A 24,188-nucleotide genomic window follows, 5' to 3' on the forward strand; every position below is an offset into this window, starting at 1 on the left:
GCCTCACCTATTGAAACTTCCCTACCCACTATATATGATGAATTCATTAGCAATTATAAAGTGGGGGATCTTGTGAAAATTATATTATCAATCCTATTATCCTTGCTTCTAATCAGTGGATTGGCTGGCTGCGGCAGTTCGTCTAATCCTTCCTCAGAGGAGGAGCACCAAGCCACGCACGAAGAAGATTCAATCGATCAAGTAAATGGTGACATTCGAGAAACGACCAAGAATCAGGACGAGCTCCCTGCCTTCCTGGACAATAAACAGGAAAACATGCAGATGCTATATACCGCAGCTGCCAAAAATAAAGAGCTGCTAGAACAAATGCCATGCTACTGCGGTTGTGGCGAGAGTGTGGGTCACCGTAATAACTATGACTGCTTTATTCACGAAGATAAAGCAGAGGGGAGCGTTACCTGGGATGATCATGCGACCAAATGTGGCGTTTGCCTTGAAATTGCAGCAAAAGCCATCGTTGATTATGAAGAAGGAAAGTCTATAAAAGAAATACGTGAATCCATTGATCAGACTTATGAAAAGAATTATGCTGAACCCACCCCAACTCCAGAGGTTTAAGGATAAAGATTCAAGTCATTTCAGCTCGCTTTTGCGGGCTGTTTTTTTTAGTATCGTCTTTCGTATGAGCCCCGCCTCTTTTGAATAATTATGGAAAGAAGGCAAAGACAAGGGGTGGAATAGTGAAAAACTTTCAAGAAACTGCTGAATTTGAGCATCAGTTCTGGCTGCAAATATTGGGAGACCACGCCAGATTTATAAGAGATTCGTTATACCCTTCAGAAAAAGAAACGATCGAATCAGCTAAATCCTATGTGCAGCTTTGGGATGATTACCTTCATCAAGCCAGAAATGGATCCATGCAGGATTGGTTGACTTTTACCATTCAAGTGGGAGAGAAAGTCCGGGAGTTTCACCGGTTTAAACTTGATTTGATCGAACGTTCTCTTTTTGGTCAAGTCAAGATCCACCTTCCTCCTACTTTTATTAATCACATGGTAAATGAACTGGAAGAGTATATGCTGGTTATTGGCTATTTAGGAAAAAAAGAAATCCCGCCTCTCTTTCATGAACTGCATCATCATCTCCTTTGGCTAATGGACGCTTCAGGACACGCAGGAGCCATTAATGATGAGCTTGATGGTGTGGAAAAACGATTGAAAGAGAAAAGTCATATGTTTACAAAGCATTTTGAACAGTTTTACTTAAAAGCAGTAGAAATGAAAGGGTACCTACGCACGAACCGTCAGTCCTTTCCAGCATTAAGACGTTTTAATGATGAAGTAGCCCTTGAAATGAAGATTTTTAAAACCTTTCTAAGAGAACTCGAAGAAATGGAGATGAACGCCGAACTACTAGGTACATTTTCTACTTTAATGGCAGATCATATGGCTCGGGAAGAATGCTATTATTTATATAAAATAGCTGAGTCTACCCAGGGGGAATATCCTTCATGTGACCCTACAAAGCCACGTACAGAATAACAAAAGCACCCGATGAGGGTGCTTTTGTTATTCTGGCAAATTCTCATTTGGAAGCCTGTAGAATTCACGGATATAACTATAATCTCCGGCCATACGCCCCACAGGTTTTAACTTATAAGGATCAATTTTATCCGTATCCATATATACCTCATCCTTAACATGGTAACCAATAACCTTGCCAAGGATTAGCTGATTGATACCTAAATCGATAATCCTGTCGAGTTCACACTCCATACTTACAGGCGAATCGGTAACTAATGGAGCTTCTACGAACGCTGCTCGTTCTGTTTTTGTGCCTGCCTTTATGAATTCATCCGTTTCTCTCGGGTGAGCTTTGCTGCTTTCGTACATCTGATTAGCCAGCGACTCAGATACGACATTCACTACAAACTGTCCAGTCTCTTTAATATTAGTGAGTGTATCTTTCTCTCTATCTACACTTCCCACTGAAAAACATAATGTAATAGGATCCATAGAAGCTACTGTGAAAAAGCTGAAAGGTGCTAAATTACGTACACCTTCTGCGCTTTCTGTAGAAACCCACGCAATCGGCCTCGGTACCACCGCCCCTTTAATCAACTTACTCATATTGTGATCTTTAAACTGCTCCTTATGGATTAACAAACCTTATCCCTCCTGAAAACATTTATATCCATCATACGCGAACCGCTTTCCTTTCTCATCTCTCTTGCTCAACAGTGTTTAATTACAATATTTTAGGGAATATATGGATTAATTCACACAAAATTTACAATTTTTAAAAGGAGGCCCTTTAATTGGGACAATTATGGAGCAGTATAGAAGAAGGGATTGCTTCTCTTTCCTCTTTTCTATGGACGTATCCACTTGCTATTATATTAATTGCAGGAGGTATTTTCCTCACCATAAGAATCAAATTCTTTCAATTTCGCTTCTTTGGACACGTTCTCCACCAAACCATCGGACAAATCTTCAAGAAGACTGACAAGAAAGGGACAATCACCCCATTTCAAGCATTCACCTCTGCCTTAGCCTCAACAGCAGGAGCCACTAATATCGTTGGTGTCCCGATTGCCATCTCCTTGGGGGGACCCGGAGCATTATTCTGGATGTGGGTTATTGCTCTGATTGGAATGGCCACTAAGTACTCTGAAATCCTGCTGGGTATGAAGTACAGGGAAACAAATGAAAAGAACGTATGGGTCGGGGGCCCGCAGTACTACATAAAAAAAGCCCTTGGCTGGAAATGGCTTTCCTCAGCCTTTGCATTTTTCCTTATGCTTGAATTGATCCCAAGTACAATGGTACAGTCCAACTCCATCGCCACACAGGCAGAAGGAGCATTTGGCTGGCCCGTTTATATTACAGGTGCTGTAGTATGTATTGCTATAGCTGCTGTTGTATTTGGAGGTATTCAGCGTATTGCTAAGGTAACCGATAAGTTAGTGCCGGGTATGGTACTTATTTATTTGGCCGTCTGCCTGTATGTCATCTTTGCCAATGCCGGACAGTTGCCAGAAGTATTTAGTTTAATTTTCACTCATGCTTTCACCCCGGTTTCTGCAACAGGCGGGTTCGCTGGAGCAGGTGTAGCTCAAGCTTTACGCTGGGGTATTGCCCGCGGTCTGTATTCCAATGAGGCAGGACTTGGAACGGCTCCTATCGCACACGCTGCAGCTAAAACAGATCACCCCTCCAGACAAGGTCTCTGGGGAATCTTCAGTGTCTTTATTGACACGATTGTGATTTGTAGCGTTTCCGGTATAACTGTACTGGTCACAGGCGCCTGGAAAGAGGTTGGAGGCACGGATGCTTCCAACATGATTAACATTGCCATTGGAACTGAGTTTGGGGATGCTTTTGGAAGTACATTTATTTCCATTTTTCTATTATTCTTTGTCATGACAACCATTGGAATTTTGGTATTCTATGGTGAAAAACAAGCGGAGTATCTATATAATCTTAAATTTGCCCGCGTTATGAGAATCGTTTATATCCTGGCTGTGTTTGTCGGGGCCATCGGCGGGCTGAAGTTTGTATGGCAATTCCTTGATTTGCTGCTCGCTTTTGTATTACTTACCAACATTATTCCGCTCCTGTTCCTGCATAAAGAAATTGCAGCCCTTACGGACGATTATGTGAACAGAGTATATAAGAAACGTCAGAAAAAACAAGAAGTGCAGCTATTTGATGAAGAAGAAGCTGGTTAACTGAATAACCTGAAGAAATATAAAAAGCAAGCATGGCGAACCATGCTTGCTTTTTGCATGTTAACGTAAGAACACGTGATTACCGATAACAGTGGTTACTTCTTTACTGCTAAGGTAACTGCTTGATGCTTTCGCAGGGTTATAGAAGAAAAGAGACTCTCTATCATATCCCTGATAAGCTACAGCTTCCTCTACAGCCTGTTTGGATTCCTGACTGGCTGGTTGATGAATTGTGCCATTCAATACCGGTGAAAATTGAATTCCATCGTAAATCACTCCATAGATGGAATCTGGAAATTTTTCACTTTCTACACGGTTTAATACTACGGTCGCCACGCCAACTTTACCTGCATAACTTTCCCCTTTAGCTTCCGCCTCAACTAAGCGTGCAAGTAGATCTTTCTCCCACTCTTCCGGCAGTACAGGCATTTGCAGCTGTTCACCCGGATAAATCATGGCAGACCGTTTATCATTGACTGCCTTCAGCTGATGGGAAGAAATTCCGTAGTTTGATGCAATACTATATAAGGAATCGCCCTTTTGGACGGTATAAGTTTCTTCAGCACCTTCCGCCTGCGCAGAGAAGGTAAATGTGAAAACACTGGCAAGTGTCAGTAATGAGATCATTAAACGAGTAAACATATGCAATCAACCTCCCTGAAATATTCTATTTCACACAGTAACATGGGAGGTTAAAACTTTTCACTATTAATTCTTTCCAGTGTTACCAGCTGTTCACTTTGATTTAGAAGGAACTAAATTATTTTTACGAAGCGATAGAAAAGGGTAAAATGAGAGAAAAAGAGAAAAGCAGGTGTAAGGAATGCTAGACACACACGCCAGAAAATACGTACAGCCATCCATAGAAAAGACCGCTTCTTTTTTGTTAAAAAGAGGAAGAACCCCCAATCAGATAACGATCCTCGCTCTTATTATTGGTCTCTCCACCAGTGTTTTGTACTTAAGTGGTTACCCGATCATCGGTGTAATCGTATTATGGATATCAGGTTTTTTAGACGCTGTGGACGGAACCATGGCTCGTCATACTAAATCATCGCCTTTTGGAACCGTTATGGACGTTACATTCGATCGAATTGTAGAAGTGGCTATGATTTTAGCGATAGCCTATGTACACCCCGAGGTCATGTGGCCGTTATTGCTGTTAAGCGTTTCTATTATTATTTCCATGACCGTCTTTTTAGTAGTAGGGGCAGTCTCTGAAAAGGCAGGAATCAAGTCATTTTATTATCAGGCGGGGGCTGCTGAACGATCTGAGGGCTTTATTTTTTTTAGTATCATGCTTCTATTTCCTGACTTCCTCCTCTGGTCTACTCTTCTCTTCTTTGGTATAGAATTGTTTACAGGAATTCAAAGGTTCATAGAAGCTAAACGAATCCTGCAGTAAAAGAAGACGATACTTAATACTTGATTTTATCGTCTTTCTTCTCCCACTTCTTAAACGGAAGCGCTTCATCCTGAACTGGAATCCGGCGGAAAGGCAGAGAACGCTCATGCGGATCCTTTGAAACCTCTTTATAGATAAGGTCATCGTCAAAACCCGCCTGTGCTGCATCATCTCTTCCTGCCGCAAAGTAAACACGATCAGGACGTGCCCAATAAATAGCTCCCACACACATAGGACAAGGTTCACAGCTTACATAGAGCGTACATCCCTTCAACTCAAAATCGTTCAGAACTTCGCACGCTCTTCGAATCGCCTGGATTTCCGCATGCGCTGTTGGATCCATCTGCTCTGTCACTCTGTTACCTGCCTCAGCAATAATCCCACCGTCTTTTACTACGATCGCAGCGAAGGGACCTCCATTACTAGCCACGTTCTCAGCGGCTAATTGAATCGTGTACTCCATGTATTCTTCGTTAGACATTTCTTACACCTCTTCTTACAAGATTTCATTATTCAACTTGTGCTTCCATTCCATGTTAAAAATCCAGCTCTGCCCCTTTTAATCGCTTCACACCTCGTTGAGCAGCCAGCTCATCTACCAGCTTTAAAAGAGCGCGATCTTTTTCTTTGGCCTCAATCATGACATCAATCGGCTGCCCCGTTTGTTTCACTAACTTTAAAAAAGGGGTTACGAACGCTTCATCTACGTAATCTGCATGACTTCGGTAAGCATCTTCACTCTTTGGAGAAGACAAGTGAACTTTAGGTGGGATTCCGTATCCGGACCATGTTTCGTAAAATCTTGGCAATAGTTCTGCTAGGTCTTCTTCAGCGGTGTGATTAGCCACGTAATGATGGTAGTCAAACATCATGGGAATCCCTTCTTCTTCGCATACTTCCAAGGTTTCTGTGGTGGTGTAGGTTTTATCGTCATTCTCTAAGGTCATCTGCTTTTTAATCGGATCTGGAAGTTTCTTTAAGTTTTCATGAAAGCGGTCAAGCGCAGCTGATTTATCTCCATAGGCACCTCCGATATGAAGATTGATATGAGATTCATCGTGGAGCCCCATCGCCTTCAGTAAGGCATAATGATACTCCATATCTTTAAGCGCGTTTTCTGTTACATGTGTTTTATCACTCGTGAAAAGGGTGAATTGATTGGGGTGAAAGCTCGTTCTTATTTGGTGTTTCTTTACGAGCGCCCCAATTTCCTCATACAGATCCTTGAACGGTGCAATGTAATCCCACTCCACTTCCTCATGAGTAGCTAATGGAACAAGTGCAGAAGAAAATCGATATAGGGGTATTTCATGTGCAATATTGTAATGGATAGCTCTCAGCGTATGTTGTAAATTAAGCCGGGTAATCCTTTGCAATTCAGAGATCCGCTCTTCTTCCTTTAATTTCTTATACCTCGAAAAGGTCATCGTTTTTGCCGGGGTAGCTTCCCATAGAGAAAGCGCATGGGCCACATAGCCAAATCTTATGATCATTTAAATAAACTCCTTTACGGCTGTTAAAATGTGTATAGATATATTCCCCTTTTCACGGGTGTTTAATATCCACCCAGCAAGTTTTCAACCATAATTTTAAGTACTATTAAGTAAACAAAAAAGAATCTTCTTAAAGAAGATTCTCAAGGTAAACCGTTCATTTTCAGAGATCATGCTCTTTTAAACATTTATCACAGGTTTCTGTTCCGCACATGACGTTTGAGAAAAAGAGCATTCTCTCGAAATAAACGAATGACCGGGCTGTTACAAGCAAACATTGCTTCTTTAGTAAATATAAAGGGTGAGCAAAGACACAATAATCCCTATAAACCCACACAATAAGGTATACGGAAGGTTTTTTAAAACGATTTGATAAGGATTGACGCCTAATCCCACAGACGTAATGGTTACAATGAGACCATAAGGGGCTGAAGGAACCGTAGCAATCGCACAGCTTGCTAACAAAATCGTCAAGGTTACCGAAGGCAGCGCTTCTGCTAACAAACCACTTACACCCCCAAAGATCCCCATCGTAGCAATCGGATGCACGCCAAGCAGCGTTAAAACAAGAAATGCCGCTTGAATAAACAACATAATGAGAATAGGACTGCCTTCCAAAGCAACAATAGGATCCTGTAAATATTGCAAAAATGGAGAAGCATTCAATGCTTCCGTAAAAAACGATAACGACAATAATAACACGATGAAATTATTTAAGTTGTTCGTCTGTCTTTTCCATGTCGGCCAGCCAATCTGCAGGAAACTGGTTTTTCTTTTTTTCACCACTGCCCATATAAAAGCAAATGGGAAGATAGCAATGGTGACGGCAAATAGAAAGTCAAACTGCACGACATTTGCCAGGAAAACAACCACCACTAAAAATAGAACAAGAGCAGCTATAAATTCCACCAGTTTCTTTTTTTGGAACTGGGGAGGACTTGATGTCAGTAATTTACTTCCTATATCATGTTTTCGAAAAATGAGCTTTCCAATAGTCGAGTCCAATGTAATTCCAAGAATGGCTACGAGCAGCATCCAGGGCAGCACTTCCAAGTAATTCGCGCCTGTAATGAAGATGGATGTAGCCAATAATATTTCGAGTGGACTCCACAGTAATGCAAGAGAATACCCTCTAAGCGTCGCCATGGCTATGAAGCTATTTCTGACTTTTGTTTTAGCTTCTTTTAACTGCTCTTTCAGCAAGTCTTGCGAGATTGTAGCTGATGATAAATTCAAAAAAGCTGCCAGCGAGACCATCGTTACTTCACTTCGTATGTACAAGGCCCCCATACCTTTTACATTCCCGCCAAGCAAAGACTGCAGTAACTTATTATATCTCCCGGCCTTCACTACACTATTCATCCAGGGCAGCATGGAAAGAAGAAAAAGCAGACTTATATTCCCAGCAAAGAAAGAAGGTATTTCACCTGCTGAGATGTCACTTGATACAAAGAAAAAAATGCCGACTGCTAGCAGTACGACACCAAGCATTTGGAAAACCCTGTCGGACCTGGGGAAATTAACGAATAACATAACCATTCCCATGATCCCAATGACGAAGAAGAGAATGTCATTTGCCCAAAACACGTGAACAATATTTAATAAAAACACCAATGAGTAAAAGATGTATAAATGGTTTGTAATCCTTAAATTATGCATAATCTCTCCTGCCCATAGGCGAACAAATAACATATGGAATGAGTTCGTCTACTTATTTTTACCAATGCTCTCATCCTATCGGTTACAATGAACATTTTCAAGAATCTTGAATTTCGGACTAACCCCAAATTTCAAAAAGGCAATCTTATGGCTTTGAACCTGAGAGAGATTAATTTGCATCCTAATATAACAAATATAAAAAGATTGACTACTCTTTTTTTGCGCCCCGCTAAGAAGCCTTTTCTATACTCATTCCATCCACTAACTCTTGAAGTTCATATGTTAATTGATTTAGCTGATCAACGACTGCTTCCAATTCCTGAGACATGGCCAGCTGTTGTTGAGAAGCAGCAGCTATTTGCTCACTGCCCATGGAATCTAGAACTCTCGCTCCACTTGTACGGATTTGGGAAGAACGCTGGCCCTTATCTTTCATTCGGTGAGTTCATCCGAGATGGCGTCTTTTCTGTAATATCCCGTACAACAGAAACAAAAGTAGAGACCTCACTAATACTAATGTTAATCGGGTTCCGTATCTACTCGTAAAAAAAAAGCTGCCGGAAAACCAGCAGCTTCATTCTTTCCTTCATTCTTTTTATCGGATGTTCATCTCAGAAGGTTTAGGTCCTTTTCTTTCTCCGCGGTCTAATTTATTAATTGCATTCATGTCCTCTGCCGTTAGTTCAAAATCGAACACATCGAAATTTTCTTCGATTCTTGAAGGTGTTACAGATTTTGGTATAACGATGGTATCATTTTGAAGATGCCAGCGGATAATGACCTGGGCGGCTGTCTTATTGTGCTGCTCCGCTATGGATTGGATGGTCTCGTCCTTCAGAACTTCTTTCCCTTGCATTAATGGGCTCCACGCTTCTAAATGAATGCCATTTTTGCGGCAGAAATCTTTTAGTTCATTCTGAGCAAGGTAAGGATGGCATTCAACCTGGTTGACGGATGGTTTTACTTCACACTCTTCCATCAGGCGGTCGAGATGGTCGATATCAAAGTTACACACGCCGATCGCTTTTACTTTTCCATCCTTCTGCAGCTGTTCTAGTGCTTTATAAGTTTCTACATATTCGTCATATTCAGGCGTTGGCCAATGGATAAGATAAAGATCCACATACTCAAGACCCAGTTTATCCAGACTAGTTTCCAACGCTTGAATTGTGTTGTCATACCCTTGGTCGGCGTTCCATACTTTGGTCGTAATAAAGAGTTCGTCACGGCCTAAACCGCTTTGTTTAATAGCTTCGCCCACCTGTTCTTCATTTTTGTAGGCAGCAGCCGTATCTATATGGCGGTATCCAGTTTCAAGTGCCTTGGATACAGCAGCCACAGCGTCTTTCTGTTCTACTTGCCATACTCCGAATCCTAGTTGAGGCATTTCCACATTGCTATGAAGTGTCATAGATTTCATTCAAAAAAACTCCCTTTCTTATAAAGGTTTACAGAAGAAGTGTAGCATAGAAAGTTTTCCCAATGCTTCTATTCTGCTTACCCTATAAGAAAGGGAGGCTTCTTAGTATTATTTATATGTGACTTGATATAATTCTACAGACCTTTCATGGCCACAGGTTAGTTGATAGATGAGATCTCCTTCTTGCTCCTTCTTATCAATGCTTTGACACGTCTTTGTGGTTACCTGTCCATTTCCGAGTTTATCTCTTCGGTTATCATGCTTATAATTAATCTCTTCCCCATTAAAAAATAGATCAATAAAAATAGGATCGCCTTCTGTTGTACGCCTTACGATGTGTACCTCATCCACGATCCCCTGCTGAACATTTTGAATAAAAGTATCCAGCTGTTCAATAATCTCAACTTGATTTTCTACAGACTTTTCCTCCGTTTCTTCTTGGCTCACCACAGGAGAGTCCTCCAGCTCTTTTTCTTCTTTCGGATCGGCTTCATGATCTTTCGTCTCCATCGTTACGCTTTCCTCTTCCTCGGAGTGGTCCTTTTCAGTGCTCTCAGCGCAGCCGGCAAGTAATAAAACAAGCAATAAAATTCTCCATATTTTCATGCTTGATCACCTCTACTTCATTAGACGAATCAAATGAAATTACGTTACAACCGGCCGCGAGAAGCTCAATTTTTAAATAAGGTAATCTGCCAATTCGATCCAGTTCCAATGTTATAAGCATTGGCGAACGAACCCTGATTAATAGCTACACCTAGATTATCAAGTGAATTCACGTAAACTAAAGGCTCCCCTTTATGTGTATCAGCAAACGAACGACCAAAAGTCATCGAGTTATGGTAAGCTTCCCGACCATCGTAAGAGATCGCCACTTCCAACGTATCTCCATAACCAACCCCAATGTGTTTGAAAAAATCATGGGGGATGTTGGTCCACAAGTTACCAAAACGAATATCCAAGATGTCGATGCTGCCAACTACGTAATCTCTCCCTATGCTGGGTTCCTGTATAGGAAGTACCTCCAGGGAATCTAACGCTACTTCCGGTCCTACTTCTTCAAACGAAATCACTCCAGAAGCAAGACGCGCTCCTGTATATGCATAAATATCTCTTCCGTGAAACGTATAGGATTCCCCTGACCTTGGCAGCCGATTGATAGATTCATCAATTTCCCTAGCCTGGACAATACCTTCTGTACGCTTAATGTGAGTTAACGTTCCGTTATCAGGAGTAATCACAAAGTGACCTGCCCCTGTCTTTACTCCGAGACTCCTTCTCGTCGAACCTACACCGGGATCCACCACTGAAACAAAGACCGTGCCTTCCTTCCAGTAAGCAATGGTCTGCCACAATCTGTAGGAAGCTTCCCATATATTGAAAGGGGGAATGTCATGGGTTAAGTCAAAGATAGATAGCCCATCAAATACGGAGTAGGCCACCCCATGCATGGCGCTGACTGCCCCGTCACTTCTACCAAAATCGGATTGTAGAACTAATGCTCGATTCATTGAATCCCGCCTCTTTTTTTAGTTATAAATTATTGATAGTTTATCCAAATCCTTCAGCAAAATCAACAAATCTTTGTTTAACTTATTAAAACGATTTTACACATAATCCGCTCGAAACGATTTAAACAATACTTTTTTAAGTCATCATGTTAATTCTTAAAGATAAACTCCCATTACTGGAGCACTCAGTTTCGAGATAAATGGGGACCGTTACTCTATTTGGAAGAGGGCTGGCGGGGAAATAACTCGCTTTCCTATGGCCCTACACGACGTGGGGTCGATCGACCCTGCGTCGTGCAGGGCCGCGGAAAGCGAAATCGTCCCCCGAAGGACCTTCACTCTAACCCAATATCTCGAAACTGAGTCTTAAAGTAAACGGCCCTATTGTGGAATAAGGCTATGATGAAATAACGAGCCAAATTGCTTAATAGAGCCAAATAATAAAAATAACCAAACGTTACAGTTAACGTTTGGTTTTCTTCTTAGGATATATAATAATCATCCGAAACATGATATAAAAAAACAGGGAAAAAAATATAAGAGCGCTGAGACTGTTGGGAACGGGTGTGTTTTTTAAAAGAATACTTAAAATTAACGGCACGGTAGCAGCATATGCCGTCATCTTCCACAACTGCTGGTACGTCAATTTACGTTCCAACTGTCTCGTGATAAGAAGAGCCGCACCTGCAAGAGCAGATACACCCACGAGAATCAGAAAGATAATCAGCATCGGATAGAAGACAAATACCTGTACCAGATAGAGTCCGCGGGACACTTCCGTCAAGTTTGAGTCAAGACGTATAATCGTACCAATCATATCCGGCAGAAACAGTACCGTCATTAATATGAACAAGTACACGATGGTATTTGTAATTCCTTTTCTATTTAGGCGGAACATGGCTTCCTTCTTAGGTAAACGTACACTATTCCATAACGAGTCAAAAAACCCCATTTTATTCTCCTGCCTTAATCTGCATAAACAGCAAGTTCTTCTTCAATCTTTGTACGGATTTTATCCAGAGCTTCTTCTTTCGTTTTAGCAAAGACACGAGTCCCATTAACAATAGCATAAGGTCTGACCGCACACATGCCGCAGAAGGATAGGCATTCGTTCATGAGTACCGCCACTTCAGGGTATTCGGACTCAATAATGCCTTCAATATCCAGCTCAGTTATTAAGTTTCCATCACAAACTTCGACTACAACTACCCCCATGGTTGAATACTCCTTTCTGTGATGACTAAAATGATAGCCCTAGAATCTCTCGTGCATGGCGTTCGTCCTGTTTCATTTCTTCTACAAGTGCATCCATTCCCTTGAAATCCACCTCATCCCGAAGATGACGAAGGAACTTCACGGATACTGTTTGATCGTATAAATCCCCTGAAAAATCCAGAACATACGCTTCGACTTTATAAGAATCACCGTTTACCGTTGGCCGGTAGCCAGCACTAATTAGCGTATAATAATATTCGGGAGCCTCCCGGTAAAGTTTGACCACTCCAAGGTAGACAGCTGGCTTTACCTCTACATATTCCTTAATATCTCCCAAATTCAAAGTAGGAAACCCTAGTTCGCGTCCAAGCTGCTCTCCTTTTTCTACAACCCCTGTAATTTCTAAGGGACGTCCAAGCATGGCTTGAACAGCTTCCATTTTTCCTTTGTGCACAAGGGATCGTATTTTTGTACTGCTGATCTTTTCCCCATTCATTTTTAAATGCGGCACAATTTTCACAGGTACGTTTCTTTCCTGACAGAGGTCAGCAAGCCCCTCTGCATCAGAGCCTCTTCCCTTACCGAATCGAAATCCTTCCCCGACAAGAATGTGTGAAATATTTAATTTGCTTAAATGCTCAAAGACGAATTCTTCCGGAGATGTTTTCGCATACTCTTTTGTAAAATGAACATGGTAGTAACGATCCACTCCGTACCCTTGAAGCAATCTTATTTTATCTTGATAAGAAGATAGAGATGAAGCATATTCAGGGTCTCCTTTTAACACCCATTTGGGATGATCGGAAAATCCATAAACGGCAATTTGATCCTCAGAGGAAGCCAGTTTTTTCGCTTCATTCAACAGGTGTTGATGTCCCAGGTGTATTCCGTCCATTTTACCAATAATTAATACGATAGGCTCTGAGTTTTGCGGCGGCTGTGCCGTTACTTCAAATATCTCCATCTCCATTGCTCCCCTTTAGTATAATGATTAAACCTATTAATTATATAATACCATGTCCTATTTAAGCAACACTTGCTCTCATTTGCAACTGTTCTGCACGTTGTGTTTAATAATAGGCAAGAGCTTTTGCAAAGGAGGCTAGCTGATGATCAAGGAAGCGAGAAATTTTGCTGCAGAAGCCCATAAAGGTCAAAAGCGAAAAAATTCAAATACGGACTACATCGTCCACCCTGAAAGAGTCGCAGAATCACTGTTAAAGGCAGGTTTTAGCACAGAAGTAGTGTGCGCAGGTTATCTTCATGACGTGGTAGAAGACACGTCCTATACGCTTAAAGACATTGAAAAAGAATTTGGAGGAGAGGTTAAAGCATTAGTAGACGCTCACACTGAGAACAAAAGCAAATCCTGGCAAGAGCGAAAAAGCCACACGATCCAATCTGTTAGAGAAGGTTCATTGGAGCTTAAAGCACTAATAGTGGCTGACAAACTAGATAATCTTCAATCGTTGAATCAGGATTTAGAGATAAATGGGGATAAAGTGTGGAGTAATTTTAACGCTGGTTATACACATCAGAAATGGTTTTATCAATCTGTAGCAGAAGTGATGGGGGTTGGATTAAAGGAGAAGGATGTTCCAGCTTTCTTTAACACGTACCGTAAACTAGTTAAACAAACGTTTGATTAACTCCAGGGGAAGGCCCGGGTCTCCCCGTCCTTCCCTTGACTTATAACATTACAGGGCGATAATAACTGTCGATAATTTCTTCATCTGAATGAGGAATTTCTTCTCCTCTTACAATCTGGGCATTGTTTATACAGCCACTGGTAAGGAGGATAATGTCATTTTCCTGACCAAGTTCCAGAGACCTCTTTACTCCTTCAGCACGGGTCTCGGCCGTATGAATATAAGATGCTTTAGGTTCTTTAAACCCCGTCATTACTTGATCAATAATGACTTGAGGGTGGTGATAACCTGGGTGATCGACGGTTACGACCACTTGATCAGCTTTTCCTTCAATCGCGGCAGCCATTTTGGGCATTTTTTTAAAGTCCCGGATTCCTATGCCGGCTATCATAACAATTAACTGGCGGTAATCAAGTTTCTTTACTTCTTCCAGCAACCTTTCCAGAGCGACCGGAGTATGAGCATAATCTAAAATGACTTTTTGATTGTTTGGAGTTTGAATCACCTGGAATCTCCCTTCTGGTCCTTCAAGTTTAGGAAGAACGTTTAAAACTTCTTCCATGGTAAATCCAAGCAGAAGGGATGTTCCTATAGCAGATAGAACATTTGCTACATTATAGGTGCCATACACTGGCACATACACCTTTTGTGTAGATCCATTAAAGGTTAAATCGAAAATCGAGCCCTCTTCTGTGACTTCAATATTTTCCGCTCTAATATCCGCCTCGCTGTTTGATTGGATACTGTATGTGATCATATTTTCATCGTAAAGTTTTAGAAGGTCTTCTCCCATTCCCTCGTCATCTGCATTAACCACTTTATGAATGGATTGATGGAAAAGCCTCATCTTGCATTCTTTATAGTGAGCAATGGTTTTATGATACTCGAGGTGTTCTTCAGAAAAATTTGTGTGAATGGCTACATCAAACGTTATTCCTTCTACACGCTGTTGATCAAGAGCTATCGATGAAACCTCCATGACCGCAGCATGATCGCCTTCCTCAACTAAATCACGAAAAATATGATGCAAGTCTAATGACTCAGGAGTAGTGGGAGTACTCTTCTTATAAACAAACCTTCTTTGAGACGACCAGATCCCCGTTGTGCCGATTGACCCCGTTTTCATGCCTAGAAGTGTTAATAATGAACGCACATAAGCAGTTACAGTAGTCTTGCCATTTGTACCTGTTACCCCAATTGTTTTTAAACGCTCATCTGAGTTGCCGAAGAAAAACTTTGAAAAAGAAGCCATGGCTTCTCTAACGTCCTCCACAACAATAAACGTACAATGGGGGTAAGTTTGACTAAGCTCCATAAACAACACTTCATTCACGCCGATAATAAGTGATGCGCCGTTCTGTACCGCTTCTGCTACATATTGATCTCCATTAAAACTCTCTCCTTTAATACTGAAGAAAGCAAAATTCCTCTCCACCCGTTTGGAGTGGAAGGCAAGATGAACCACCTCCTGATAATCAGGACCGTACCTACGCTTTATATTCAAATGTTTGAATTGATCAAAATGTATCATCATAGTTGTTTCCTCACTCATAATATAATAGTTAGCGTCGTCCGTTTCGCATAAAATTATGTATGTTCTCTCTGTCTGATTAACGGAAATAAAACCATCATCTTCCGGGCTTCAATATACCCCCGCCCCCACACTAGATTAATTAAGGCTTTTCCCTCATTTTAACGCAGGCAAACGCTTTTGAGGTCTAATAAATGAAAAACAGTCCCAGCGCCCAGGTTATTCCCAAATAAACCCACCTCAGGTCATCCATAATATGGATGACCTGAGGTGGGTTTATTTTCCTTATTCGCTTTTTTGTTGTGGGGATTTTCAGTAAGGGGAAATGAACGCAGTTGCCCTAAAGCTTATAACATTCACTTGCTTAAACTCAGTTGGAAAAAGGAATGCACTGCACAGCTATCCACCTAGCCATTAAATACTTTAAAGGGAATCCTCTTTATGACTGCGGCTGCACTTCCTTTTCCTCTTCTTTAACAAATGATGTCTTTTTTGTCTTATTCATCAAGACTGTTAAGCTGATGAGGGTAACAAGAATTGTAGCACCCATATCTGACAGAATAGCTACCCATAGTGTAAGCCAGCCCGGAATGGTCAGAAGTAACGCGACAAGCTTCAGTCCTAAAGCCAGTGAAATGTTAAGCTTAACAACTCGATTCACTTGCTTGGCAATTTTTATAGAGCTTGGCAGTTTACCCAGGTGGTCCTGCATAAGAACTATATCCGCTGTTTCAATTGCACTATCGGTTCCTTTCCCCATAGCAATGCCAAGATCAGCTGTAGCTAAAGCTGGTGCGTCATTAATACCGTCACCTACCATAGCGAGCTTAGAACCTTCACTCAGTCTCTTTACCTGTTCTACTTTCTGCTCTGGAAGCAGTCCAGCATAAACATCGGTCAGCCCGATTTCTTCAGCTACTTTTCGAGCTGTTTTGTCATGGTCTCCTGTAAGCATTATCGTATGCTTAATCCCTGCCAAATGAAGGTCTTTAATTAAGGACTTACTTTCTTCTCTTATCTCGTCAGCGATTCCGAATAAACCAAGAATCTCCTCTGAACTTGAAACAATGACCAGCGTATATCCTTCTTCTTTTAATTCCTCAATATCCTTTTGCTGTTCTTTGGATAAGTTTAAGTGAGAAATTGTCTGTTCACTGCCAATGTAGTAAGGATTATGATCAATTTCAGCATAAATTCCTTTTCCCGGGATAGCTTCTACTGCAGAAGGTTCTCTTAATTCTGAGTTTTTAGTATTTACTTCTGCCATAACGGCCTTGGCGATCGGGTGAGACGAACTCTTTTCAATCGATCCAGCGATGGAGTAGAATCGTTCAGGATCATATATTCTCGCTGTCTGAACGGTAGGTTCACCTTTCGTCAATGTGCCCGTTTTATCAAAAGCAATGCTTTCCACTTTACCCAGCTGCTCTAAAAACACTCCGCCCTTTACCAGTATCCCATTGCGTGCGTTTTTCGTAATTCCTGACACAATGGCAATCGGTGAAGATAAAATGAGCGCGCACGGACAACCGACAATTAAAACCGCGAGTCCCTGATATAGAGCTGCTCCCCAGTCCATACTGAATACGACAGGGGGAACGGTCATAACCAATAGGGATATCAGCATGATAGCCGGGGTATAGTACTTAGCAAAGCGATTAATAAATAGCTCGGTTGGTGTTTTCATTTCCTGCGCTTCTTCAACTAAGTGCAGAATTTTCGCTAAAGATGAATCTTCATAGGCTCTCGTTACTTTTACTTTTAGGAGGCCTTCGTTATTAATGCTTCCTCCATACAAATCTTCCCCTGCTGTCTTTTCGACCGGCAGTGATTCCCCGGTAATAGCCGATTCATTCACCGAACTCGAGCCCTCCATCACAATCCCGTCGGACGGGATTTTTTCACCGGCTTTCACAAGAACTAAATCTTTTTCTTGCAGGGATTCGATCGGTACGACTCTTTCTGATCCATCCTCAAGTAACAGGGTGGCCTGTTTGGGAGCTACTTTTAGCAGCTGCTCCATTGAATTCCTTGCTTTTTCCATGCCCAGGCCTTCCAGGTATTCATTTAACCCGAATAGGATAGCTACAATTGTAGCTTCACGCCATTCCCCTATAGCTACGGCTCCTATCAGTGCAATCGTCATCAGTGTATCAATATTGAACTTCAACTTTACTAAATTTTTGGCACCTTTAATAAATGTCTGATAACCGCTGAGAGTCATGGCAGCTACGTACATAACAATTAAAACATAGCTTGAAACATAGTTCTGTAGTAAAAACGTAAGTCCAAAGATAACACTTGAAAGAAAAACAAGCATCTTCATATTAGAACCGTGAGAGTGGTTATGCCCGTGATGGCCATTTTCTCCATGCTCGTTCGTTTCTACAAGTGAGGCTCCGTCTGATTTCAATATTTGACGCACCTTGCTTAAATTAACTTTTTCATGGACGAGAAGTTTGCTTGAATTAAACTTTAGCTGTGCATCGCCGCCATGGTCTAACTTTTTAATTTCACTTTCCATTTCGGCTGCACAATTTGCACAAGACAGCCCCTGGAGTTTATATTCTTTCATTGTTTCTCTCTCCTTTAGTGATGCAGAGCGTGGTTGATCGTTTGCTGTAGAACATTGATGACATGCTCATCATCATGAGAGTAAAATAGTGTTGTACCTGCTCTTCTGTATTTAACTAAACGCAAATTCTTCAAAAACCTCAGCTGATGTGAAACTGTTGACTGTCTTAACTCTAACGTATCTGCAATTTGGTTAACGGACATCTCTTGCTCACATAGAAGATGTAAGATCCGGATACGAGTCGGGTCAGACAAAGCTTTAAACGTTTGGGAGACGACGAACAGTGTCTCCTCATCCAGCCCCTCTACTTCTTGTTTATCCTTCTGATCTTTTTTCTTCTGTTCATTATCCATATGATTTTACACCATCCTTATATGCACATATATTCATATATACACTTATCGTATGCAGGATTGCCTTTATTGTCAACCATGTTCCGCCTATGTTTATTCCACGTTTTTATTGGGAAATACCTTCCTAGCGCATGATGCTGCGTTAAAATAAAATCTCTATAAACATTTTTTTTTATTAAAGGAGGATTTTTGTATGGCTAAGAAAGTATTAATGGTGCTTACCAACCACGATAAAATTACTGATGAGACACCTACAGGCGTATGGCTTTCCGAGTTCGGCGAGGCTTACAATGAATTTAAACAGCACGGCTATGAAGTAACTGTAGCAAGCCCTAACGGTGGAGTCGTCCCTGTAGATCCAAACAGTGTGAGCGAAGATGAGCCTCAGGAAATTTTAGATACAAAACCTCACCTGGAAAGCACAGCACCAATCACTGATTTCTCAGCTGAACAATTTGACGCTGTTTTCTTGCCAGGCGGACATGGAACTATGTTCGATTTTCCTGATAATGAAACTCTTCAAAAACTGCTTTGCAACTTCTATGAAGCTGATAAATATGTAGCAGCTGTTTGTCACGGCCCTGCAGGACTTACAGGAGCTACTCTATCTAATGGAGAGCCACTGGTTAAAGGTAAACGAGTCAGTGCCTTCACAGACGCTGAAGAAGCTGAAACCACTCTTGATCAGTACATGCCTTTCTTACTTGAGAGTAAGTTGAATGAACTAGGAGCTACAGTTTCTTCAGGACCTAACTGGAGCACACATTATGAAGTGGACGGTTACTTGATCACTGGTCAAAACCCTCAATCCACGGAAGCTGTCGCTAAAGAACTCGTTAAACAATTAGGTTAATAGTAGATGAAGGCTGGTATCCTGCTTGGATATCAGCCTTCTTTATGTATTGAAAAAGGCGCTACAAGAGTTGCTCAGTTATTACTTGTGGAATGGTGGCCATATCCACCGTTATAAAGTCCGCTTGTATTTCTTAATAGCTCATTAATAGAGTTTAGACTCCCCTATACCGCAGAAAGATTCATCTTGTAATGGAAAAAGTGTCTTATGGTAGTATAATTCATACACAAAAGGAGGTTTCTGATGAAGAAGAAATTAGATCATATCGGTGTTGCCGTTCGAGATATAGAAAAGAGCATCGATTTTTATACAAATGAACTGGGCGGGGCATTAATCGACCGCTACCGAAGTGAAGCGGAAGGAGTGGAAAGTGAAATCGCCATCATAGATATTGAGGGCGACAGGACAGAACTTCTCATGCCTACGAATAATACGACTTCTCCCATTGCCCGGTTTATTAAGCAAAAAGGAAAAGGCGTTCATCACATTGCTTATCACGTGGGGGATCTGGATCAAGCTTTGCAAGAACTGGAAGACAAGGGCATCCGCACACTAGAATGGTCGCTTCGAACGAACAAGCATGGAAGACGTTTAATTTATTTGAACCCCGCCGATACAGAAGGAACTATTATCGAATACTGCGATTATCCAGAATAAAAAAGTAAGAATTTCTTAGGTTGAGCAGCTTTGACAAAGCTTAATGAAAATTCATTTATAAAGGCCTGTATTAACCACAGGCCTTTTTTTATTTACTTGATTTTGGTGGTATGAGATTGGCACGCACCAAGCAGATCGGGCAATCCGATTATTATTAATAATATCGGTAAATAAATACCGATTGGCTCGTGCCAGGTATTTTATTTTCTTTCTGGAATAGGGGTGTACATAAAAAAAGACCAAATCGCTTAGCGATCTGGTCTTTTTTGGCCCATCTGCTTTGTGTAGCTCTTTAAAGAGACAGAGAGACTTACTCTCAAGATCGTCACTCTTTCTTACTACATAATCTCTATGGCTTCTGATAGATCATAATCAGCAGGATCGAGCTCTGTCTCCTGACCTAAAGCAAGTTTTGCAAGTTCAGCCCCGAGAAATGGACCGGAAGTTAAGCCAGAAGCCCCAAGACCGTTAGCGGCCAGAAGACCGGGGCGACCGGGCACATAACCAAATACCGGCAGAAATCCTGGCGTAAACGGCCGGAACCCTACCCGTGTTTCCTGAAGGGAACTGTTATATAATCCTGGAGCGTAACTGAGTGTTTGGTCGAAGATTTCATGAATTGCTCCCGCTGTCGTCCGATGATCAAATTCCGTATCATCTTCATGTGTGGATCCAGCAATAATTCTACCTCCGCCGAACGATAACAAATATTTATTGGTCGGCGGCATAACCACAGGCCACTCACTTGTATTCTTGTCCGGAAGTTTTAAATGGACAATTTGAGCCTTTTGGAACGTAACCTTAAAATCAATGCCTAAAGGAGTAAACAATTCCTTCGCCCAGGCGCCTGCTGTCACGATCACTTGATCTGCAGAGCAGAACTCATTATTCACTTGCACACCTCTATCTTCCCCTTTATATACAAGCGAAGCTTCTCCTTTGATCTGAACAGTTCCGTGTTTCTCGGCTGCACGAAGCAGAGCATCTCTCATTAAGCGCCCATCTACTCGAGCCCCTCCACTTACATGAACCGCTCCATATTCCTCCGATAATACCGGAAAAAGTTTATACGTTTCTGCAGGAGAGAGTCTTGTTACTTCTCCGATCTCTGGTGCTTCCTTCCTTCGTTTTAGCACCCGTTCTACCATCTTATCCAACTTATCTTCATCGGTATGCAAACTAATTGCTCCGACTTTCTTGTACCCTGTTTCAGTTTCTCCATCACTTTCCAGCGATTGAACTAAGTCTGGATAGTACTTAGCCCCTCCTCTGACAAGCTGATACCACTTTTTATTTCGACGCTGGGAGAGCCACGGACATACAATTCCTGCAGCTGCTTCCGTGGCCTGTCCCTGATCTTCTCGATCCACGATGGTCACTTCAGCACCTGTTTTTGCTAAATGGTAAGCCGTTGAAGCACCAAGAATCCCTGCGCCCACCACAATATATTTAGTCACATCTAACACCCTGTTTCCTCTTAAATTCATTAATTAGTTATTTTACAAGAGATGAGAGGGTCTCACAAACGTGAACACATTAGGCTGAATGGCCAGCATATCTCCTCAATTTTCAGTGCTCGCAATATTCACAGAGATACCGATAACATTGGTCCATGGTACTTACACAATCATGAACTTCTTCATTTTCTATTTCATAAAGGCCATAATTATTTTTCGTGATCGTAAACGGATGGATGGTGATCGTCCGGCAGTTATCATTGGAGAATCTTTGCAGTTCTAAAAAAATAGGATCCCATTCATCTTCTGCTAATTCAAACCAGCTGCCCTGCTCCATCTGACTCTCTCCTTTTCCGCTTCCATTAACCCTGTTTATTTCAGCACAGATACCTTATGCTCTCTATTAAATAAATTCTACTTCCCACTTATCATTTACATAAAGACCAATAACCTCTGCTTGAAAACCCCACGATTGAACAAGCTCCACCGATTGGTTAATTTGTTTTACTTTTTCTTCCCTTGGAACTGGATTCCCTGCACAGTCGTGGTGCCCAACAATTGCAATAATGTCAGACCCGTGTTTTTCACAGGAAATACTTACTTTCGTTTGCATCGCTTTCAGGTTTTCCGGTGAACCTTCCAGTAAATAACGAGTCGGTCCTGCTTCTGTAATCATATCTACGTATTCAGCGTCGTACTTCTCCTGCATCCAATGGATTACCGGCAGTTGGACTCTTCCGTCCATACAATTAATTGCTGTCACAAATTCTCTTTTACTCAAAACAATACCTCCTGATATTCATAGTCTATCTAATAGTTTATCAAATTTTGCAGTTGAAAATTGATTCTTTTTTAAAAAAGTATGGCTCAGTTAAAGTTTATTATCGATTATTCATAAGAGGTTTATTACACAATAGGGCCGGATTGTGGAAGACTCGATTTCGAGATATTTTGTAGAGAAAGGGACTCCCGTGGGAGAAGGAGCTAGGCGAGACCCCACAAGGAGCGATAGCGACTGAGGAGGCTTGCCAGTTCCCCCACAAGAAAGCGAGTTATTTCCCCACCAACCCTTTTCCATCTAGAGTAACGGGCCCATTTATCTCGAAACTGAGTCTTCCACAAACGGGAGCTTATCCTTAAGATCAACACGGAAGTTTAACGGAGCCAAAAGTATAGGAATAGTCGCTTATATTAAAGCAGCTGCTTTAATATAAGCGACTATTCCACTGCATTTCTCTTAGCGTGATTATGCCCTCTTATGCAGATAGTCGGCCAGTCCCATCGCGCAGACTTCAAAATCTAAGCGCAGCAATTCAAAAACTGGATGTTCTTCTGTAATGTTCTGTTTATTTAAATAAGCCGAAACACGTTTATGGAGCCGCTGCTCAATACCGGCGATCCCTTCGTTCTTACTCCATGCTTCTTGTGCTTCCTCCACAAAGACCGGAATCCAGTCACTGACTTCATTAAAAGCTTGTTCAGGTTTTTCTGTTTTACCAAAATGTCCGAAGAAAAGCCGTTTCGGTTTCATAGCGCGAAAACGCTCAATGGATTGCTCCATCGCTTCCGGATCGAATTGGTTCGGTGAGGTAGTAGGAAGATAAAAGGTCAAACCTGTGTCTTCGGTTTGATGATAGCGGATACCTGCTGTGTCACCCGTAAAAATTCCCTGACTGGCAGAATCAAAAATTCCTAAGTGGTGTTTCGCATGACCAGGAGTATCATAAAAAGTCAAACGGCGGTTTTCCTCAATATCCAGCGTCTCTCCATCCGATTTCACAAGTATTCTTTCTTCGGGGACTGGAAGAATAGGATCAAACAGCTTATCAAATTGATCTCCGTAAACCGCCCGTGCGCCCGCAATCAACTTGGATGGATCAACCAGGTGCCGTTTTCCCCTTTCGTGCACAATGATTGTGGCATTTGGGCATTCCTGAAGCAGCAAACCCGCTCCACCTGCATGATCCAGATGAATGTGAGTTAAAATAATATACTCGACCTGCTCAACAGCGAGCGATAAATCCTTCAATCCTTCTAGGATCCTTGGAACGGAAGGGCTGGGTCCTGTTTCCACTAAAGTAAGCTTTTCTGCCTGTAAGACATATGTACCTGTGCGGCCTTCAAACCCTAAGTCAAAACCATCAATTAAATAAATATCGTTTCCTAGTTCTATCGGTGCTTTCTTGTCCAATGCCTCCACCTCACCTTTCCTTTTTTTACAGTTTACTAAAATATGGATAGAAAAACACCCTGGATGTTTGTCACCAAATGAAAATGGGTGAATATCATGGTTTTGTGAGGAGTTGATAAACAATGGCAGATGAAAAGAATATGTACCAGCAGGCGGCGTCTCACATGAAACCTACTTACAGCCAGTGTGAGAAACACAAGTATTATCACGTTATGGTTACGCTTGAAGATGGAAACACAGTAGATGGCATCATCATTGATGTGAAAAATGATAAAATCACGTTGCTGATTAGTGAAGATGTTATGGTAGATGAAAATGGTGAAAGCTTAAGTTCGAACGATCGCCAATTCGGTTATGGTGGATATGGGCGGAGAAGAGCCCGCCGTTTCCGACGTTCTGTCTTGCCGATCGCAGGATTAACCGCCCTTGCCCTCTTCCCTTACTTCACCCCTTATCCTTACTATCAGTATCCGTACTATTATTAATCGTGTTCCAAGCAGTAGTCAGGGTATCTCTCCATGTCTCCGC

Annotated in this window: 27 protein-coding genes; 8 read left to right on the forward strand and 19 right to left on the reverse strand. The window is 41.7% G+C overall.

Translation table 11 applies throughout. From position 1 onward, the window contains the following. The first annotated feature begins 78 nt into the window (after positions 1–78). Both ACTWPM_RS12545 and ACTWPM_RS12550 read left to right on the forward strand, forming a co-directional pair. Positions 79–579, forward strand: a complete 501-nt coding sequence (locus tag ACTWPM_RS12545) for a PCYCGC motif-containing (lipo)protein (RefSeq protein ID WP_443133427.1) — start codon at positions 79–81, stop codon at positions 577–579. A gap of 122 nt (positions 580–701) precedes the next feature. Then, entirely contained in the window at positions 702–1,502 is an 801-nt protein-coding gene (locus ACTWPM_RS12550; RefSeq protein ID WP_443133381.1) for a DUF2935 domain-containing protein, read from the forward strand. Between the two features lie 27 nt (positions 1,503–1,529). On the opposite strand, the gene ACTWPM_RS12555 is transcribed toward ACTWPM_RS12550, so the two are convergent. Then, the gene (locus ACTWPM_RS12555; RefSeq protein ID WP_443133382.1) at positions 1,530–2,126 is read right to left on the reverse strand and encodes a flavin reductase family protein; all 597 of its coding nucleotides are present in this window, start codon (positions 2,124–2,126) and stop codon (positions 1,530–1,532) included. Between the two features lie 152 nt (positions 2,127–2,278). Between ACTWPM_RS12555 and ACTWPM_RS12560 the strand changes: the two genes are divergently transcribed. Further along, the gene (locus tag ACTWPM_RS12560; protein WP_443133383.1) at positions 2,279–3,691 is read left to right on the forward strand and encodes an alanine/glycine:cation symporter family protein; all 1,413 of its coding nucleotides are present in this window, start codon (positions 2,279–2,281) and stop codon (positions 3,689–3,691) included. 60 nt (positions 3,692–3,751) lie between these two features. Here the strand turns inward: ACTWPM_RS12560 and ACTWPM_RS12565 are convergent, their stop codons facing one another. Then, positions 3,752–4,333, reverse strand: coding sequence for a cell wall hydrolase (locus tag ACTWPM_RS12565; RefSeq protein WP_443133384.1), 582 nt, complete (start codon positions 4,331–4,333; stop codon positions 3,752–3,754). Positions 4,334–4,514: 181 nt separating this feature from the next. Here ACTWPM_RS12565 and ACTWPM_RS12570 point away from each other — a divergent pair, with 181 nt between their 5' ends. Continuing rightward, positions 4,515–5,096, forward strand: a complete 582-nt coding sequence (locus tag ACTWPM_RS12570) for a CDP-alcohol phosphatidyltransferase family protein (RefSeq protein WP_443133385.1) — start codon at positions 4,515–4,517, stop codon at positions 5,094–5,096. Between the two features lie 13 nt (positions 5,097–5,109). Here ACTWPM_RS12570 and ACTWPM_RS12575 read toward each other — a convergent pair whose 3' ends face one another. The 10 genes from ACTWPM_RS12575 to ribF form a co-directional block, all read right to left on the reverse strand. Next, complete coding sequence (locus tag ACTWPM_RS12575; RefSeq protein WP_443133386.1) at positions 5,110–5,577, reverse strand: nucleoside deaminase; 468 nt, start codon at positions 5,575–5,577, stop codon at positions 5,110–5,112. A 55-nt stretch (positions 5,578–5,632) separates the two neighbouring features. Beyond that, complete coding sequence (gene uvsE / locus ACTWPM_RS12580; protein ID WP_443133387.1) at positions 5,633–6,589, reverse strand: UV DNA damage repair endonuclease UvsE; 957 nt, start codon at positions 6,587–6,589, stop codon at positions 5,633–5,635. A 285-nt stretch (positions 6,590–6,874) separates the two neighbouring features. Continuing rightward, positions 6,875–8,248, reverse strand: a complete 1,374-nt coding sequence (locus ACTWPM_RS12585) for a hypothetical protein (protein WP_443133388.1) — start codon at positions 8,246–8,248, stop codon at positions 6,875–6,877. 229 nt (positions 8,249–8,477) lie between these two features. Then, positions 8,478–8,684: a hypothetical protein gene (locus ACTWPM_RS12590; protein ID WP_443133389.1), complete on the reverse strand. Its 207-nt coding sequence runs from the start codon at positions 8,682–8,684 to the stop codon at positions 8,478–8,480. A gap of 159 nt (positions 8,685–8,843) precedes the next feature. Next, positions 8,844–9,668, reverse strand: a complete 825-nt coding sequence (locus tag ACTWPM_RS12595) for an aldo/keto reductase (protein ID WP_443133390.1) — start codon at positions 9,666–9,668, stop codon at positions 8,844–8,846. Positions 9,669–9,776: 108 nt separating this feature from the next. Then, positions 9,777–10,274: a DUF4362 domain-containing protein gene (locus ACTWPM_RS12600; protein WP_443133391.1), complete on the reverse strand. Its 498-nt coding sequence runs from the start codon at positions 10,272–10,274 to the stop codon at positions 9,777–9,779. Between the two features lie 65 nt (positions 10,275–10,339). Further along, entirely contained in the window at positions 10,340–11,179 is an 840-nt protein-coding gene (locus ACTWPM_RS12605; protein WP_443133392.1) for an SAM hydrolase/SAM-dependent halogenase family protein, read from the reverse strand. Positions 11,180–11,642: 463 nt separating this feature from the next. Then, complete coding sequence (locus ACTWPM_RS12610; RefSeq protein ID WP_443133393.1) at positions 11,643–12,131, reverse strand: DUF1189 family protein; 489 nt, start codon at positions 12,129–12,131, stop codon at positions 11,643–11,645. A gap of 14 nt (positions 12,132–12,145) precedes the next feature. Continuing rightward, positions 12,146–12,394 carry a DUF1450 domain-containing protein gene (locus ACTWPM_RS12615; protein ID WP_443133394.1) on the reverse strand — a complete coding sequence of 83 codons (249 nt, stop codon included), beginning with the start codon at positions 12,392–12,394 and terminating at the stop codon, positions 12,146–12,148. Between the two features lie 25 nt (positions 12,395–12,419). Further along, positions 12,420–13,358, reverse strand: coding sequence for a riboflavin biosynthesis protein RibF (gene ribF, locus ACTWPM_RS12620; RefSeq protein WP_443133395.1), 939 nt, complete (start codon positions 13,356–13,358; stop codon positions 12,420–12,422). 145 nt (positions 13,359–13,503) lie between these two features. On the opposite strand from ribF, the gene ACTWPM_RS12625 reads away from it, so the two are divergent. Next, positions 13,504–14,043 (forward strand): HD domain-containing protein, encoded by a 540-nt coding sequence (locus tag ACTWPM_RS12625; protein WP_443133396.1) that lies wholly within the window; start codon positions 13,504–13,506, stop codon positions 14,041–14,043. Positions 14,044–14,083: 40 nt separating this feature from the next. Here the strand turns inward: ACTWPM_RS12625 and ACTWPM_RS12630 are convergent, their stop codons facing one another. The 3 genes from ACTWPM_RS12630 to ACTWPM_RS12640 all read right to left on the reverse strand — a co-directional run bounded on the left by ACTWPM_RS12630 (position 14,084) and on the right by ACTWPM_RS12640 (position 18,502). Beyond that, positions 14,084–15,577, reverse strand: a complete 1,494-nt coding sequence (locus ACTWPM_RS12630) for a UDP-N-acetylmuramoyl-L-alanyl-D-glutamate--2,6-diaminopimelate ligase (protein ID WP_443133397.1) — start codon at positions 15,575–15,577, stop codon at positions 14,084–14,086. A 436-nt stretch (positions 15,578–16,013) separates the two neighbouring features. Further along, the gene (locus ACTWPM_RS12635; protein ID WP_443133398.1) at positions 16,014–18,149 is read right to left on the reverse strand and encodes a heavy metal translocating P-type ATPase; all 2,136 of its coding nucleotides are present in this window, start codon (positions 18,147–18,149) and stop codon (positions 16,014–16,016) included. A gap of 14 nt (positions 18,150–18,163) precedes the next feature. Further along, positions 18,164–18,502, reverse strand: coding sequence for an ArsR/SmtB family transcription factor (locus ACTWPM_RS12640; protein ID WP_443133399.1), 339 nt, complete (start codon positions 18,500–18,502; stop codon positions 18,164–18,166). A gap of 193 nt (positions 18,503–18,695) precedes the next feature. On the opposite strand from ACTWPM_RS12640, the gene ACTWPM_RS12645 reads away from it, so the two are divergent. Both ACTWPM_RS12645 and ACTWPM_RS12650 read left to right on the forward strand, forming a co-directional pair. After that, the gene (locus ACTWPM_RS12645) at positions 18,696–19,355 is read left to right on the forward strand and encodes a type 1 glutamine amidotransferase domain-containing protein (RefSeq protein ID WP_443133400.1); all 660 of its coding nucleotides are present in this window, start codon (positions 18,696–18,698) and stop codon (positions 19,353–19,355) included. A gap of 243 nt (positions 19,356–19,598) precedes the next feature. Next, positions 19,599–20,012 carry a VOC family protein gene (locus ACTWPM_RS12650; protein WP_443133401.1) on the forward strand — a complete coding sequence of 138 codons (414 nt, stop codon included), beginning with the start codon at positions 19,599–19,601 and terminating at the stop codon, positions 20,010–20,012. Between the two features lie 338 nt (positions 20,013–20,350). Here ACTWPM_RS12650 and ACTWPM_RS12655 read toward each other — a convergent pair whose 3' ends face one another. From ACTWPM_RS12655 to ACTWPM_RS12670, 4 genes are all read right to left on the reverse strand, one after another. Next, complete coding sequence (locus ACTWPM_RS12655) at positions 20,351–21,469, reverse strand: NAD(P)/FAD-dependent oxidoreductase (protein WP_443133428.1); 1,119 nt, start codon at positions 21,467–21,469, stop codon at positions 20,351–20,353. A gap of 112 nt (positions 21,470–21,581) precedes the next feature. Then, complete coding sequence (locus ACTWPM_RS12660) at positions 21,582–21,806, reverse strand: hypothetical protein (protein ID WP_443133402.1); 225 nt, start codon at positions 21,804–21,806, stop codon at positions 21,582–21,584. 66 nt (positions 21,807–21,872) lie between these two features. Further along, on the reverse strand, positions 21,873–22,250 hold the full coding sequence (locus tag ACTWPM_RS12665; protein ID WP_443133403.1) for a carbonic anhydrase: 378 nt from the start codon (positions 22,248–22,250) through the stop codon (positions 21,873–21,875). Positions 22,251–22,715: 465 nt separating this feature from the next. After that, a complete protein-coding gene (locus ACTWPM_RS12670) occupies positions 22,716–23,660 on the reverse strand; it encodes an MBL fold metallo-hydrolase (RefSeq protein ID WP_443133404.1) in 945 nt (314 codons plus the stop codon). Positions 23,661–23,782: 122 nt separating this feature from the next. Between ACTWPM_RS12670 and ACTWPM_RS12675 the strand changes: the two genes are divergently transcribed. Beyond that, on the forward strand, positions 23,783–24,145 hold the full coding sequence (locus ACTWPM_RS12675; protein WP_443133405.1) for a small nuclear ribonucleoprotein: 363 nt from the start codon (positions 23,783–23,785) through the stop codon (positions 24,143–24,145). Positions 24,146–24,188 lie beyond the last annotated feature (43 nt).

The organism is Halobacillus sp. K22 (assembly GCF_052246795.1).
GTDB lineage: Bacteria > Bacillota > Bacilli > Bacillales > Halobacillaceae > Halobacillus.